This is a genomic window from Novosphingobium sp. KN65.2 (assembly GCF_001368935.1).
GTDB classification, from domain to species: domain Bacteria; phylum Pseudomonadota; class Alphaproteobacteria; order Sphingomonadales; family Sphingomonadaceae; genus Novosphingobium; species Novosphingobium mathurense.
Genome location: NZ_CCBH010000165.1, coordinates 20,007 through 33,811 on the forward strand (window position 1 = coordinate 20,007; position 13,805 = coordinate 33,811).

Consider the following 13,805-nt stretch of genomic DNA (forward strand, 5'->3'; position numbering starts at 1 on the left):
GTAAGGCGCCTCTTAATGCACATCTCGTTGTTAAGGTCGGGTTACAAATCCGGCGTACAAGGTGTACGACGCGTTCGGACCAGAATGTCCGTCAAAGGGGTTTGCATCTAGAAGATGGCCAAGAATACCGGCCGGCGCCGCACATCGGGCGGCCCTTCCTCCAAGCCGACCAGGAAACCGCTCTGGTTCCGCGCAATCCGCTCACTGATGATCTGGGGGCTTGCCCTGGCATTGCTGGGCGGTCTTTTCCTTGCTGCGGCCGTGACGTTCACCATGCGCGAACTGCCCGATTTCAATGCGCTCAAGAGCAGCCAGAACGGGCAGATGATCGTCGTGCGCGCGCGCGACGGCAGCGAACTTGTCTCGCTCGGGCCGAGCTATGGCAAGTGGCTGGGCTACGACCAGATTCCGCACATCATGAAGGATGCGATGATCTCGGTCGAGGATCGCCGCTTCCGCGATCACTACGGCGTCGATCCGATCGGCATCGTGCGCTCGGTCATGGTCCGCTACGAAGCCGGACGCTGGAAGCAGGGTGCCTCGACGATCACCCAGCAGCTGGCGCGAAATATCTTCCTGAACAACGCCCGCACTTTCGGGCGCAAGGCGCGTGAAATGGTGCTGGCGTTGGCGTTGGAGCGCAAGTTCAGCAAGGACCAGATCCTCGAGCTTTACCTGAACAAGGTCTATTTCGGCGGCGGCGCCTATGGCATCGACGCGGCGAGCCGCAAGTTCTTCGGCCATCCCGCGACCGAGCTTTCGACCGGAGAGGCGGCGATCATTGCCGGTCTGGTGAAGGCCCCCTCGAACTATTCGCCGACTGCCGACGTGCAGGCTTCGATCACGCGCGGCAAGGTCGTACTGGGTACGATGGCCGACAACGGCGTCATTACCCAGAGCGAGGCCGACAATACCGACCTCACCAAGGTCAAGCTCGCCAAGGAGAAGGGGCAGAACTCGGTTCGCTACTTCACCGACTGGGCGCTGCCGCAGCTCGACATGCTGTTGCCCGAGACCAACGAGCCGATCGAGGTGTGGACCACGCTCGACCCCCGGATGCAGGAGGCTGCGACCGCAGCGATCATCGCCAATGCGCCAAAAGGCGCACAGGGCGCGCTCGTCAGCCTGGACAACGACGGCGCGGTGCTCGCGCTGGTCGGTGGCACCGACTACGTCAATTCGAACTACAACCGCGCAACCAATGCGCAGCGCCAGCCGGGGTCGGCCTGGAAGCTGTTCGTGTACCTGGCCGCGCTTGAAGCCGGTTATACGCCAAGCGATCCGGTGGTCGACGAACCGGTGACGATCGACGGTTGGAGCCCCCACAATGCCGGGCGCAAGTATGCCGGGCAGATCGATATCCGGTCCGCCTTCGCCTATTCGAAGAACACCATCGCCGCGCAACTCGGCAATGAGGTGGGCTTCGGAACGGTGGCCAGCATGGCCCGCCGCTTCGGCATCACCACGCCGATCAACACCCAGCCGGCCATGGTTCTGGGCACTTCGGAAGTGCGGCTGATCGACATGACCCGCGCCTTCGCCGCGGTCAGCGCCGGTGGCACTTCGGTGGAGCCTTACGGTATCACCAAGGTCACGAAGACCGATGGCGAAGTGCTCTACCAGCACAAGTCAGTGCGCGGTCAGGTGCTGGTGCCGCATTACGTCGCGGCCGGGATCACCGACCTGCTGCAGTCTGCGGTTGCGACCGGCACCGGACGGGCGGCGCAGATCGGCCGACCCGTGGCCGGCAAGACCGGCACGACGAGTTCGAACAAGGACGGCTGGTTTCTCGGCTTTTCGAGCGGCGTGACCACCGGCGTGTGGATGGGCCGCGATGATGCCAAGGCGGTGCCGGGTCTGTCCGGCGGCCACGCCCCGGCGCGGGCGTTTGCCGACTTCATGAAGGTTGCCGTCGCCAAGCGACCGGTCGAAAACTTCGATACCGAACTGCAGCTTCCCGAGTGGCAGCTCGAGCCGGACGACGAGTATCTCCAGGGTAACCCGGACGACTATTACTATGTCGACGAGAACGGCAACCTGGTGCACCCGGGGAGCGGCTCCGGAGATGACGCGCCGATCTATGAGGACGGCACGGTCGGCCCCGGACCGGGGCCCGGCCCGGCAATGGTTCCCGACTATGGCAATCCGCCTGCCGCCAATGACGATTTCCTCGACCGTGCGACCGGCCGTGCCCCGGCCAATGATCCGGGTCTCAGGCCCGGACAGGGCCTTGCGCCCAAGATCGTCACCCCGCCAGCGCCGGGCGCGACCCGCATTCCGGCACCCGGCGCAACGCGCACGCCGGTGCCTGTGCCCAATTACTGAGGCCCTGCCAGGCAGGATCGTCTTCGATCCTGCCTGCCGCTTGCCGAGGTCGGGTTGGACCTCGCGGCACACGCGAACCATCGGCCCATACAGGAACACCCGCCGGATCGCTCCGGCGGGTGTTCCTGTATGTCCGCTGCCCCGACCCTGCGGTCGGGGCGCTAGAGCCCGTCAGCGGATGCGGACGGGCACGAAGGCGGAAGGTTGGCCGCGCGGCTGGACGCGCAGCAGGATGGCCGAACGGCCGTCCGCCTTGGCGGCGCGGATGGCGTTTTCGAGGTCGGCCTGCGTGTTCACGTCCTGACCATTGGCCTGGAGCAGGATGAAGCCGCGGGAAAAGCCCTTCTGACCGGCGTCCGAGTTGGGGTCCACGGCGACGATGACGAGGCCCTTGACGCTGTCCGACGCACCGAGCTGGCGCGCGATCTGCGGCGTGAGCGGGGTGACCGAGAGGCCGATCGACTTTTCGATATAGCCCTGCTCCTGCTGCTTGGGCGGGTTGTTGAAGGGATCGGCGTTCTGCTGGTCGTCGTCAGAGTTGAAGCTCTGCTGAAGCTCGTCGTCGCTCGGGCGCTTGGCGACCGTAGCGTTGAGAGTCATCTTGCGACCGTTGCGGATCACGTCGACGGGCACGCGGCTGCCCGGTTCGGTGTTCGCGACGAGGTAGGAAAGCGTCTGCTCCTTGGTGACTTCCTTGCCACCGACCCTGACGACGACGTCGCCGGCCTTGATCCCGGCCTTGTCAGCCGCGCCGCCCGGTTCGACGGACTGGATGAACTCGCCCTTGTTGCGATCGAGGCCCAGTGAGTCGGCAAGATCGTCGTTAAGCGGCTGGATGCGTACACCCAGATAGCCGCGCTCGATCGCTTCGCCCTTGATCAGCTTCTGTACGATCGGCGCTGCGGTTTCCGCCGGGATGGCGAAGCCGATGCCGACGCTGCCGCCGGTGGGCGAGAAGATCGCGTTGTTGATGCCGATGACCTGGCCGTTCATGTCGAACATCGGGCCGCCCGAGTTGCCGCGGTTGATCGCCGCGTCGGTCTGCAGGTAGCGGTCGTAGGCGCCGCCGCCGCCGGTGTTGCGGTAGACCGCCGAGATGATGCCCGAAGTCACCGTGCCGCCCAGGCCGAACGGGTTGCCGATGGCGATGATCCAGTCACCCACGCGCGCATGCGAGGAATCGCCGAACTTCACGAAGGGGAAGGGCTTCGAGCGTTCGACCTTCAGCACGGCGAGGTCCGAGGCCGCGTCCTTGCCGATCAGCTTGGCGGGGTATTCCTCGCCACTCGGCGTGGTCACCGTAATCGATTCCACCTCGCCGCGCCCTTCGGCGGTGATGACGTGATTGTTGGTGACGATGTAGCCATCGGCGCTGATGATGAAACCGGAGCCGAGCGACTGCGCCTCGCGCGTTTGCGGGCTGGCGCCGCCGCCGCCACCGCCGAACAGTCCTTCGAAAGGCGTTCCGGCAAACGGATTGTTGCTCTGCTGGACCTGGATTCGCTGCCGGGTCGAGATGTTGACCACCGCCGGCGCAAGCTGTTCGGTCAGGTCGGCGAAACTGGCCGGAGCGCCGGCACGCGGCACTACATGGGCCATCTGGCCGGCTTCGTTCTGGGCGACCTGAGCTCCTGCCGGATAGCCGGTTGCGAGCGACAGGGTGGCGCCTCCAAGCAGGAGGGCTGTGGTCAATCCATAAGCATATCGCACGGGCTTCACGTCCTTTGATTCCTCCATTTCGACGGTGTTCGACACCATCCATCGACCCCCTGCCGATTGACGCTCCATGAGCTTAACCGACCTTGAATGGCGCCTGATTTCCGCCAGTTTTCGGCCAAGTAGGCCGCTCTCACGGTTCCTTGAAATGCTTCAGGTAAGCATTGTCGGAACCCAGCAGAATGGTCTTGCCGTCCTCGCTCTTGGCGAACGAGACGTCATAGCTCTGCATGGCCCGATAGAAGTCGTAGAAGCCGGGATCCTGGCCGAAGCTGTCGGCGTAGATCTTCGCGGCCTGCCCTTCGGCTCCGGCACGGATGATCTGTGCGTCCTTCTGACCCCCGGCGGTGATCGTCTTGGCCTCCTCCTGCCGCGCCGCTTCCATGCGGGTGAAGGCGCTGGCCAGCGCCCCTTCGGGCAGGTCGGCACGCTTGATGCGCACATCGACGACCTGGGCGCCATATTCGCGCGCCTCGCGGTCGAGACCGTCGCGGATGTTCTCCATCGCCTTGCCGCGCTCTGCGGTGAGCAGCGACTGGAACGTGCGCTTGCCCAGCTCCTGGCGCAGCACCGAGGACAGGATCGGCTCAAGCTGCTGTGTGACGCGCTCGGTCGTGCCAGCGGTTTCGACCATCTTGATCGGGTCGATGATGCGATAGCGCGCATAGGCATCGACGATCAGGCGGTCCTGATCGGTGGAGAGCACCTGCTGCTGTTCCATGTCGACCGAGAGCAGGCGCTTGTCGATGCGCTGGACCTTGTCGACGAGCGGGATGCGAAAATGCACGCCCGCGTCGGTCTGGCCGAAGGCGGCCTTGGGGTCGTAGCCGTTGTAGACCGCAATCGGCTTGCCGGTGCGGATGACGACGGCCTGTTCGCTTTCGGGAACGACGATCATGCTCATCAGGATGGCGACGACGATGACCCCGGCGCCGATCCAGAAGGCTTTGTAGTCCTGCCAGACGTTGGACATCACTGGCCTCCCTTGGCGGTTGCATCCGGGGCAGTGTCCGCGGCGCGGCGTTTCACTTCGGACAGCGGCAGGTAGGGCGTCACACCCTTGGCTTCAGCCACGACCGTGTCGTTGTCGCGCAGCACCCGCTCCATGGTTTCGTAATACATGCGCCGCTTGGTGACCTCTGGGGCCAGCTTGTACTGTTGATAGACCTTGTCGAAGGCTTCCGCGTCACCTTGAGCGCGGGCCAGCAGCTGCTGCGCCCAGGCGCGCGCTTCGGAACGGTCGCGCTCGGCTTCCTGCTGGGCCACGGTGACCTGCTGGAAGGCGGTGACCACCTTGCTGGGCGGGTCGGCCTTCTTGATTTCCACGCCCTGCACGGCCACACCCGCCTTGTAGTAGTCGAGGATGCGCTGCATGCGCTCGCGCACGTCCTGCTCCACCTGCGCGCGGCCTGCGCCCGAAAGCGCATCGTTCAGCGAGATCTGCGCGATCGAGGCGCGCATCGCGGCCTCGGCCACTTCGCGCACGGTTTCCTTCGGATCGGTGAGGCGGAACTTGTAGTTCACCAGGTTCTTGATGTTCCAGCGCACCAGATAGCTAAGGTCGACAAGGTTCTTGTCGCTCGTCAGCATCAGCTTCTCGGTCTCGCCCTCGGGGATCGAATCGACGGTGAAGGTGCGTACGTCTTCCACGTCGACCTGCTCGACCGGCCAGGGCAGGGTGAAGTTCACGCCCGAATCGATCGTGCGCGCATACTTGCCGAACAGGGTCACGACGGCCTGTTCCTTCGGGCCGATCATGTGAACGCTCGACAGCGCAAGCAGCGCTGCGACTGCTGCACCGATGCCGAGCGGTAGCCACGATTTGCCGTCAGGGCGCTGCGGCAGGCGCGGAAAGCCGCCACCGCCGCCGCCGGGGCCGCCCGAGCCGCCGCCGGGCCGGCGCGGGTCGCGCGTGCGGAAGATGTCTTCGATGCTGGCAGACCGGCGCGGCGGCGTGGAGCCGCTGGGCAGCCAGGGGTTGCGCGGGCCGCGCTTGTCCCCGGAACGATCCGCGTCCCCGTCGGACGCGCCGTCCCCGTCGTTGTCTTCGCCGTCCTTGCCGGACTCGTCCGAAGGCCCTTCGCCGCCCTTGTCACTTCCGCCCCAGGGACTGCGACGTCCGGACATGGCAAGGCCTGCTCGTGCGATTGCACCACCGATTGCTTTCATGGGACCATCTATAGGAAGCCTATCCCCACAAAAACAGTGCCTCTCTTGCCCTTTTTCATTCCCTTTGCCACCTGAGCCCCTGAACTAGGGCCGGAGTAGACATGTCGAACGATCAAGCCGAGGGACTGAAAGCGCTGCTGCCGCAGGAGGCGGCAACGCGGTTGCAGTCGGTGCGGCTGGCAGACGGCCGGGCCACGCTGGTGCTCGATGCGACCGGACTCGATTCGTCGGCGCGCAACGCGCTCGAAGCTGCGGCGAAGCAGGCGCTGGCAAGCGCCGACGGCGTTTCCGAAGTGCGCGTGGCGATGATGGCCGACAAGGTCGAGCGCCGGATCATCGCGGTCGGATCGGGCAAGGGCGGGGTCGGCAAGTCGACGCTGGCCACCAATCTGGCCGTCGCGCTCGCCCGGCAGGGGCGCAAGGTCGGCCTCGTCGATGCCGATATCTACGGCCCGTCGCAGGCGCGCCTGCTCGGCACCGAGGGGCAGCGCCCGGTCGCGCATGACAGCAAGCTTGTGCCGATCGCGAGCCGCTGGGGCGTTCCGGTGCTGTCGATGGCACACCTTTCCGATCCCGGGCAGGCCATCGCCTGGCGCGGGCCGATGGCGGCCGGTGCCCTGACCCAATTGCTCGAGGGCCACTGGGACGGCGCGGAAATCCTGATCGTCGACCTGCCGCCCGGCACCGGCGACGTGCAGCTGACGATGCTGCAGAAGTTCAAGCCGGCCGGCGCGGTGATCGTCTCGACGCCGCAGGATCTCGCGCTGATGGACGCCACCCGCGCGATCGAACTGTTCGAGAAGGGCGGCGTGCCGATCGTCGGCGTCGTCGAGAACATGGCCGGCTACGCCTGCCCGCATTGCGGCGAAGTGAGCGATCCCTTCGGCGCCGGCGGCGCGGAAGCGGCGGCCAAAACCATGGGCCAGACTTTCCTGGGGCGCATCCCGCTCGACATGTCGATTCGGCTCGACAGCGATGCGGGACAGCCACCCGCTGCCGGTGAAGGGCCGCAGGCGCAAGGTTTCGCGGATCTTGCGCGCAAGGTCGGTGAGTGGCTCGACGGCGGCGCGGGCAAGGCTCGCCCCTGATGGCGATCACGCGCCGAGGCATACTGATCGGCGCCCTTGCAGGTGGCGGACTTGCCATCGGCTACGCCTTGCGTCCGCGCCATTTCCCGCTGCCGCTTGAGCCGGGGCGGGACGAATATGCCTTCGATGCCTGGATCAAGATCGGCAGCGACGGGGTCGTCTCGGTCGCGGTTCCGCAAGTCGAGATGGGGCAGGGTGTCACCACCCTCATCCCGCAGATCGTGGCGCATGAACTCGGCGCCGACTGGCGGCAGGTGGCGGTAGAGCCTGCCCCCACCAGCGCGATCTATGCCAATCTGGTCCTCGCCGCGCGCTGGGCGCCGCTGTGGATGCCGGCCTTTCCCAAGCTCGCCGAGGAACCGGACAGCGTCTTCACCCGCCGCTGGGCGCAGGATACCCGCTTCAACGTGACTGCGGATGGCACCGCGCTAGCCGCCTTCGAAACCCCCGCCCGGGAAGCGGCCGCCTCGGCCCGCGCGATGCTGATGCAGGCTGCCGCCGCCCGTTGGGGCGTTGCCTGGGAGGAGTGCCGGGTACAGGGCGGTTTCGTGATGCACGAGGGCAAGCGCCTGCCTTTCGGCACGCTCGCCAGCGAAGCGGTCGGTTTCTCGCCGCCCGATCCGCCGCCACTCGACCCGCAGCCGATGAGCGAGGATCCGGGCGATTTCGTGCCTGGCCTGCAGCTTGCCTTTCCGCGCCTCGATCTTCCCTCCAAGGTCGACGGGACATGGACCTTCGCCGGCGATGTGCGCATTCCGGGCATGGTCCACGCCGCGATCCGCCACGCGCCGCTCGGTCGCGCCGAAGTCATCGGCTACAAGCAGGATGCCGCCAAGGGCTTGCGTGGCTTCGACCGCTTCGTGCAGCACGGTCCCTGGCTCGCCGCCGTCGCCCGCGACTGGTGGACGGCCGACACCGCGCTTTCCCGCGCAGCGCCCCGGTACCGGGTGTCCGGCGCAGCCGACAGCGGCCAGGCAGATACCGCGCTCGACGCGGCGATGCAGCAGGGCGAGGCCCACCGCATCTTCGCTTATGGCGACATGGAGCAGGTGAAGGGCGGGCTGCCCCTGCAGATCCGCTATGAAATCGCTCCGGCAGTTCACGCCACCATCGAGACTGCCAGCGCAACGGCTCGGATCGAGGGCGGCAGGCTGGAGCTATGGGTCGGCACGCAGGCGCCCGAGGCAACGCGCAAGGCCGCTGCACAGGCTCTGGGCATGAGCGTGGCGGACATCGTGCTATATCCCATGCCGATCGGCGGCAGCTTCGACCGGCGCCTTGAGCTCGATCACGCGGTGGAGGCCGCGCTGATCGCTCGCGAGGTGGGAAAACCGGTGCAGCTGACGTGGTCGCGCCGGCAGGAGCAGGCGGCAGGGCTGCCGCGCACGCCCGCGGTTGCCGTGATGGCGGCGCGAACCGATGCAGAGGGCAATCCGGTCGGCTGGCGGGCGCGCATTGCCGCTCCGCCCACGGCGCATGAATTCGGCAGGCGCCTGTTCGATGGCGATACGCCGCAGGAGGCGATCCGCGCTGTCGTCGGTGAAAGCGATGCCATGGCGGTCGACGGCGCAATCCCGCCTTATCGCATCGCCAATGTCGCGGTCGATCACGTGCCCGCGCGCATAGATCTGCCCACGGCGCGCATGCGCGGCAATGCGCACGGCTATACCGCCTTCTTCACCGAATCGTTCATCGACGAGCTCGCTCACAAGGCCGAGCGCGAGCCGCTGTCCTTCCGCATGGCGATGCTCGGACAGAACCCGCGCCTTGCCGAATGCCTCCAGCGCGTTGCCGCGCTGGCCGAGTGGGGCGGCGGCGGGGACAACAGTGGGCAGGGGATCGCCTGCCACATGATCGGCGAAGGGCGCATCGCCGTCGTCGCCAGCGCCCGGCGCGACGAGAACGGCGTGCGGGTCGAGAAGCTGAGCGCGGTGGCCGACATCGGGCGGATCGTCAATTTCGACATTGCCCGCCAGCAGATCGAAGGCGGGCTGATCTTCGGCCTCGGCCTGACGCTGGGCAGCAGTACGCGCTATACCGATGGCCGCCCCGATACCGACGGTCTGGGCGACCTTGCCTTGCCGAGCCTGGCCGACAGCCCGGAGATCGACGTGGCTTTCATCGCCAGCGATGCCGAGCCTGCCGACCCGGGTGAACTGGGTGTCGCCGCCGTTGCTCCGGCGGTCGCCAATGCGCTTTACTCCGCGACCGGATACCGCTTCCGGCGCCTTCCGCTCTTTGCCGAGGAACTGTAATGACCAGCCCCGAGATCCAGCCTGCCGATCACCCCACGGTGTCGAGTGGAGGCGTCGCGGTATTGCTCGTCAATCTGGGCACCCCAGACGCGCCCACTCCCGATGCGGTCCGGCGCTACCTTGCCGAATTCCTCTCGGACAAGCGCGTGGTGGAAATCCCGGCGATCGCATGGAAGCCGATCCTCCATGGCATCATCCTGCGCACCCGGCCTGCGAAATCCGCCCACGCCTATGCACAGGTCTGGACCGACGAGGGCTCCCCGCTTGCCGCCATCACCGCCGCACAGTCACGCAAGCTGCAGGACATGCTGGGCGATAGCGTGCGGGTGGACTGGGCGATGCGCTACGGCAATCCGTCGATCCCCTCGAAGCTCAAGGCGCTGATGGACGCCGGTTGCGACCGCATCCTCGTGGCCCCGCTTTACCCGCAATACTCGGGCGCGACGACGGCTTCGGTCATGGACAAGTTGGGCGCTGCGCTGCGCGACCTGCGCTGGCAGCCTGCCTTGCGTACCCTGCCGCCCTACTATGACGACGAAGCCTATATCGGCGCGCTGGAGGCGGACATCGCCGCGCAGGTCGAGGGGCTCGACTTTACGCCCGAAACGCTGCTGCTGTCGTTCCACGGGATGCCGGAACGTACCTTGCACCTGGGCGATCCCTATCACTGTCACTGCCGCAAGACCGCGCGCCTGCTGGCAGAGCGTCTTGCCCAAAGCCACCCGGACCTGCGGATCGAGACCAGCTTCCAGTCGCGGTTCGGTCGCGCCAAGTGGCTGGAACCGGCGACCGAGACGGTTCTTGAAGAACAGGCCAAGGCAGGCACGCGGCGACTGGCGATCGCTGCGCCTGGCTTTTCGGCCGACTGCGTGGAAACGCTGGAGGAACTGGCGATTCGCGGACGTGAAGTCTTCGAGGCGGCCGGTGGAGAACGCTACGCCGTGCTGTCCTGCCTCAACGATACCGACCTGGGCATGACCATGCTGAAATCTCTGGTCACGCGGGAGCTTTCCGGCTGGTGACAGTAAGTTAACGCCAGTCCTCATTGACTTGAGGCCAATTTGTTCCAACTATGTTCTCGTCAAGGAGCATGAGGGCGGGACGACATGGCAGCGACGGACTTTGCCCAGAGCGATTTTTCCTACGGCAAGGCGGATGGCGGCAGTGGCCCGGCCGGTAATGGCGACACCGGGCAGTCGGTCTCGATTTCGATTTTTGCCAATCGCGGTCACTTGCGGGCGAGCCTGCGCGAAGATGCCGCTGCCGCAGGGCTGACGGTGTCAGCCGCGGGGCCGTTGCAGGACATTGTCGATGCGCCGTTGCGCGCCCTGGGCGACGTGGTTCTGCTCGATTGTCCGCAAGTCGATGGGAAGGCGATGGCGACTTTGTCCGAACTGGACCAGCGAGCGGCCTCGGGGGGCTGTCGGCTGATCGTCTCGACCACGGTCGATGCGCTCGATGCGGTCTTTGCCTGCATGGATCAGTCAGCCCCCATTCTGCTTGTCGATCCCAACCGGGCCGAGCGGGTTCTGGCGCTTGGCCGCGTCCTTGCGGAATTCCCGCAGGGGCGCCTGCGCGAATTGTCCGAGAACGATCGACTGATGCTCTTGCGGCTCACCGAGCAGGTCAGCCAGATCGCCGGGCGTATCGAGCGGCTGGCGCCCGGCGCCAGTCCCGCTCCGGCCAGTGCGGCATCGGCCTTCTCGTTCGAACCCGCAGGATCGCAGGGGCAAGCGCGCGGCGCTTATGCCGGGCGGGAGGTTGCACGCCCGACGCTGCCCGACGCGCAGATGGTGCGGCAGATCATTCGCTTGCGGCAATTGCGGGGGCGTTTCCTTGACGAGGAACTCTTCGCGGACCCGGCGTGGGACATGCTGCTCGATCTCACGGCTGCCCGGTTGGAACGCAAGCGGGTCTCGGTAACCTCGCTGTGCATCGCTTCAGGCGTGCCGCCGACGACGGCGCTGCGCTGGATCGGGCAGATGGTCGAAGCGGGCCTGTTCGTCCGCGTGTGCGACGACAGCGATCGCCGCCGTGCCTTCATCGAACTGACCGAGCCGGCCGTCGATGCCATGGCTCGCTATTTTTCAGAAGTTTCTCTGGCCGCTCCCGCGCCTGTCTGACCCCCTCAGGCAAGGGGATTTCCCTCTTCGGTCAGAGACGGGTCGACCCCTCGACCCATTGCCGTGCCACCTGTCGCAGCAGCTCCCTGTCCTGCGGCAGGTGGGCGGCATCATCGAGTTCGCGGGTTTTCAGCACCACGTCTGCAGGGATCGGGTCGAAGAAGGCAATGCCGCACTGCATCCTTTCGGCCCAGACCACTTCGCCGAATGCCTCGTACTTGTCCCAGAGGATCAGCGCGTCCGTACCCACCCGGGGCAGTTCCTCAAGGGCCAGCCGCGCGCCGCTCGATGACAGATCGATCAGTATCGCCCGACAGGTCATCGTCCTCGTTTCCAGGCGCAAGGGCAGGCGGACGCGTAAGCGACTCTGCTCGCGTCGTCCCCGCTGCATGGGACTGGATATGTGCGGACCTTCGTTCATCGTTTTTACTGTTGAGGAGCGTACATAACGCACCTGTTTGTGCGCTTATAGAGGAACTTGTGTGGTTATGGAACCGTCAACCCGCGGCTGTTTGCTCCTGCCGCAACAGGTGCGTAGTCCCCGCCGCGATCCTGCACGGGCAAGTCGGTGGAAGACGTTGGTTAGGTTACATTGGATATAATTATCTGAAATCACAGCGTTTCGATCCGTTCCGGAGTCAGGCGGCCGCGAATCAGATCGAAAAGGCCGATCCAGTTGCCCTTCACCCGTCCCGCGCGGTCCACCCAGGGTTCCGGCCGAAAGGCCTTCAGATGATTGGCCGCGAGATTGCGCAGCATCAGCCGGGCGGCGAAGCGATGTGACATCGTACCCTTGCGCACGAGGTAGGAGGGGTTGATGATCTGCGAATAGCCGAGCTTCATTCCGGGCGTGCGGCCCAGCTTGACGCCGCGATGGACCCCCGCAAAGGCGAACGTCTGGACGATCCGGCCATTCCTGCCTACCGAGGCGGCAAAGTCGATGTCCTCCTGCCAGGCATAGAGCCGAAGCCGTTCGTCGAAACGGTGTTCTCCGATGGCGGCGGTGCGATAGGCCATGTTGCAGCCGTAAAGTCCCCGCAATTCCCTGACGATGCAGTTGGGCGCGAACCCGCGTTCCTCATGTCCGCGCACGATCTGCAGCGCCTCGTCGTAAGAGATGCCTGCGCCGTTGATGCCGTCCGCCAGGACGGTGCCGGTCGCTCCTGCGACGTGCGGGTGCTCGGCGAAGAATGCGCGGATATGTTCGATGCTGAACTTCGACGGGACGAAATCGTCGTCATAGAACACGACGATATCGAAGCGCGCGTTCAGCCAGTCCAGCGCGCGATTGCGTTGGGCGCACAGGCCCTTGCTGCCCCGGACGACACGCAGGCGCGTGCTTTCCTCAAGGCCGGATGGAAGGTCTGCCACGCTGACGACGGAGAACAGAAGCATGTCCGGGCTGCTTGTCTGCCGTGCCATCAGGTCCTGGAACTGATGGACGAGGTCAGGGCGGCCGAGGCTGGCGACGATAACGGCCACCGATGGCTCAAGGGCCGGGATCTGGTCACATGCAGTCATTGCTCACGTCTCCGCAACTTGGGTTTTGTTTTTCAGCTGTTCTAGGACGGTAAGGTCAGGGCCGGAACGTCAGGCGGATCCGAATCCGATCCATGCCCGGGGACGATCGAGCGTGGGCCTGAGCCCTGCGCAGACAGGTCTGGTCAGGCGCGCCAGCGTTCGTCGCGCGTGGTACAATCTGTCGCCGTTTCGGTCGGGATTGCGCTTGCTGTGGGCACGTCGCGTAGGAAGCGTGCGGGCACGCCCCCGACGACAGTCATCGGCGCCACGTTGCGGTGCACCACGGCTCCGGCAGCCACGACTGCCCCGTGACCTATCGTCACTCCGGGCAGCACGATGGCCCCGGCGCCGATCCAGGCATGGTCCTCGACGACGATCGGCGCGTAAACACTTGGCCTTGCGCAGCCCGGCGTGGCGGTGAGCGGGTGCGTTGCGGTTTCGAAATTGACCCGTGCGGCAATCTGCACATGGCGCCCGATCGTTACGCCGCCGTGGCTGGCGAAGCGCACGTCATTGTTGATGAAGGTCCGCTCGCCGATGCGTATACGCCGGCCGCCGCCGACCGGTACGATCGTCACCGGACCCAGAACCATGACCTTTCCTTTTAC

Annotated in this window: 11 protein-coding genes; 5 read left to right on the forward strand and 6 right to left on the reverse strand. The window is 65.7% G+C overall.

Annotated elements, in window-relative coordinates:
- Positions 1-114 precede the first annotated feature (114 nt).
- Positions 115-2,325 carry a transglycosylase domain-containing protein gene (locus SPHV1_RS15070; RefSeq protein ID WP_054946858.1) on the forward strand — a complete coding sequence of 737 codons (2,211 nt, stop codon included), beginning with the start codon at positions 115-117 and terminating at the stop codon, positions 2,323-2,325.
- Between the two features lie 171 nt (positions 2,326-2,496).
- Here the strand turns inward: SPHV1_RS15070 and SPHV1_RS15075 are convergent, their stop codons facing one another.
- The 3 genes from SPHV1_RS15075 to hflK form a co-directional block, all read right to left on the reverse strand.
- Positions 2,497-4,083: a Do family serine endopeptidase gene (locus SPHV1_RS15075; RefSeq protein WP_231634691.1), complete on the reverse strand. Its 1,587-nt coding sequence runs from the start codon at positions 4,081-4,083 to the stop codon at positions 2,497-2,499.
- A gap of 91 nt (positions 4,084-4,174) precedes the next feature.
- Positions 4,175-5,014, reverse strand: coding sequence for a protease modulator HflC (hflC, locus tag SPHV1_RS15080; protein ID WP_054946859.1), 840 nt, complete (start codon positions 5,012-5,014; stop codon positions 4,175-4,177).
- Positions 5,014-6,168: a protease modulator HflK gene (hflK, locus tag SPHV1_RS15085; RefSeq protein WP_054946860.1), complete on the reverse strand. Its 1,155-nt coding sequence runs from the start codon at positions 6,166-6,168 to the stop codon at positions 5,014-5,016. Before hflK ends, hflC begins: the two co-directional genes overlap by 1 nt.
- Before the next feature lie 143 nt (positions 6,169-6,311).
- Here hflK and SPHV1_RS15090 point away from each other — a divergent pair, with 143 nt between their 5' ends.
- The 4 genes from SPHV1_RS15090 to SPHV1_RS15105 all read left to right on the forward strand — a co-directional run bounded on the left by SPHV1_RS15090 (position 6,312) and on the right by SPHV1_RS15105 (position 11,676).
- Positions 6,312-7,298: an Mrp/NBP35 family ATP-binding protein gene (locus tag SPHV1_RS15090; RefSeq protein WP_054946861.1), complete on the forward strand. Its 987-nt coding sequence runs from the start codon at positions 6,312-6,314 to the stop codon at positions 7,296-7,298.
- Entirely contained in the window at positions 7,298-9,553 is a 2,256-nt protein-coding gene (locus SPHV1_RS15095; protein WP_054946862.1) for a xanthine dehydrogenase family protein molybdopterin-binding subunit, read from the forward strand. The genes SPHV1_RS15090 and SPHV1_RS15095 overlap by 1 nt, the downstream gene beginning before the upstream one ends.
- The gene (gene hemH, locus SPHV1_RS15100; protein ID WP_054946863.1) at positions 9,553-10,575 is read left to right on the forward strand and encodes a ferrochelatase; all 1,023 of its coding nucleotides are present in this window, start codon (positions 9,553-9,555) and stop codon (positions 10,573-10,575) included. The genes SPHV1_RS15095 and hemH overlap by 1 nt, the downstream gene beginning before the upstream one ends.
- A gap of 84 nt (positions 10,576-10,659) precedes the next feature.
- The gene (locus SPHV1_RS15105) at positions 10,660-11,676 is read left to right on the forward strand and encodes a MarR family transcriptional regulator (RefSeq protein WP_054946864.1); all 1,017 of its coding nucleotides are present in this window, start codon (positions 10,660-10,662) and stop codon (positions 11,674-11,676) included.
- A gap of 31 nt (positions 11,677-11,707) precedes the next feature.
- On the opposite strand, the gene SPHV1_RS15110 is transcribed toward SPHV1_RS15105, so the two are convergent.
- The 3 genes from SPHV1_RS15110 to SPHV1_RS26055 form a co-directional block, all read right to left on the reverse strand.
- Positions 11,708-12,097, reverse strand: coding sequence for a PilZ domain-containing protein (locus tag SPHV1_RS15110; protein ID WP_342743662.1), 390 nt, complete (start codon positions 12,095-12,097; stop codon positions 11,708-11,710).
- A 191-nt stretch (positions 12,098-12,288) separates the two neighbouring features.
- On the reverse strand, positions 12,289-13,197 hold the full coding sequence (locus SPHV1_RS15115; protein ID WP_054946866.1) for a glycosyltransferase family 2 protein: 909 nt from the start codon (positions 13,195-13,197) through the stop codon (positions 12,289-12,291).
- A 143-nt stretch (positions 13,198-13,340) separates the two neighbouring features.
- Positions 13,341-13,790 (reverse strand): acyltransferase, encoded by a 450-nt coding sequence (locus tag SPHV1_RS26055; protein ID WP_054946878.1) that lies wholly within the window; start codon positions 13,788-13,790, stop codon positions 13,341-13,343.
- Positions 13,791-13,805: the final 15 nt, after the last annotated feature.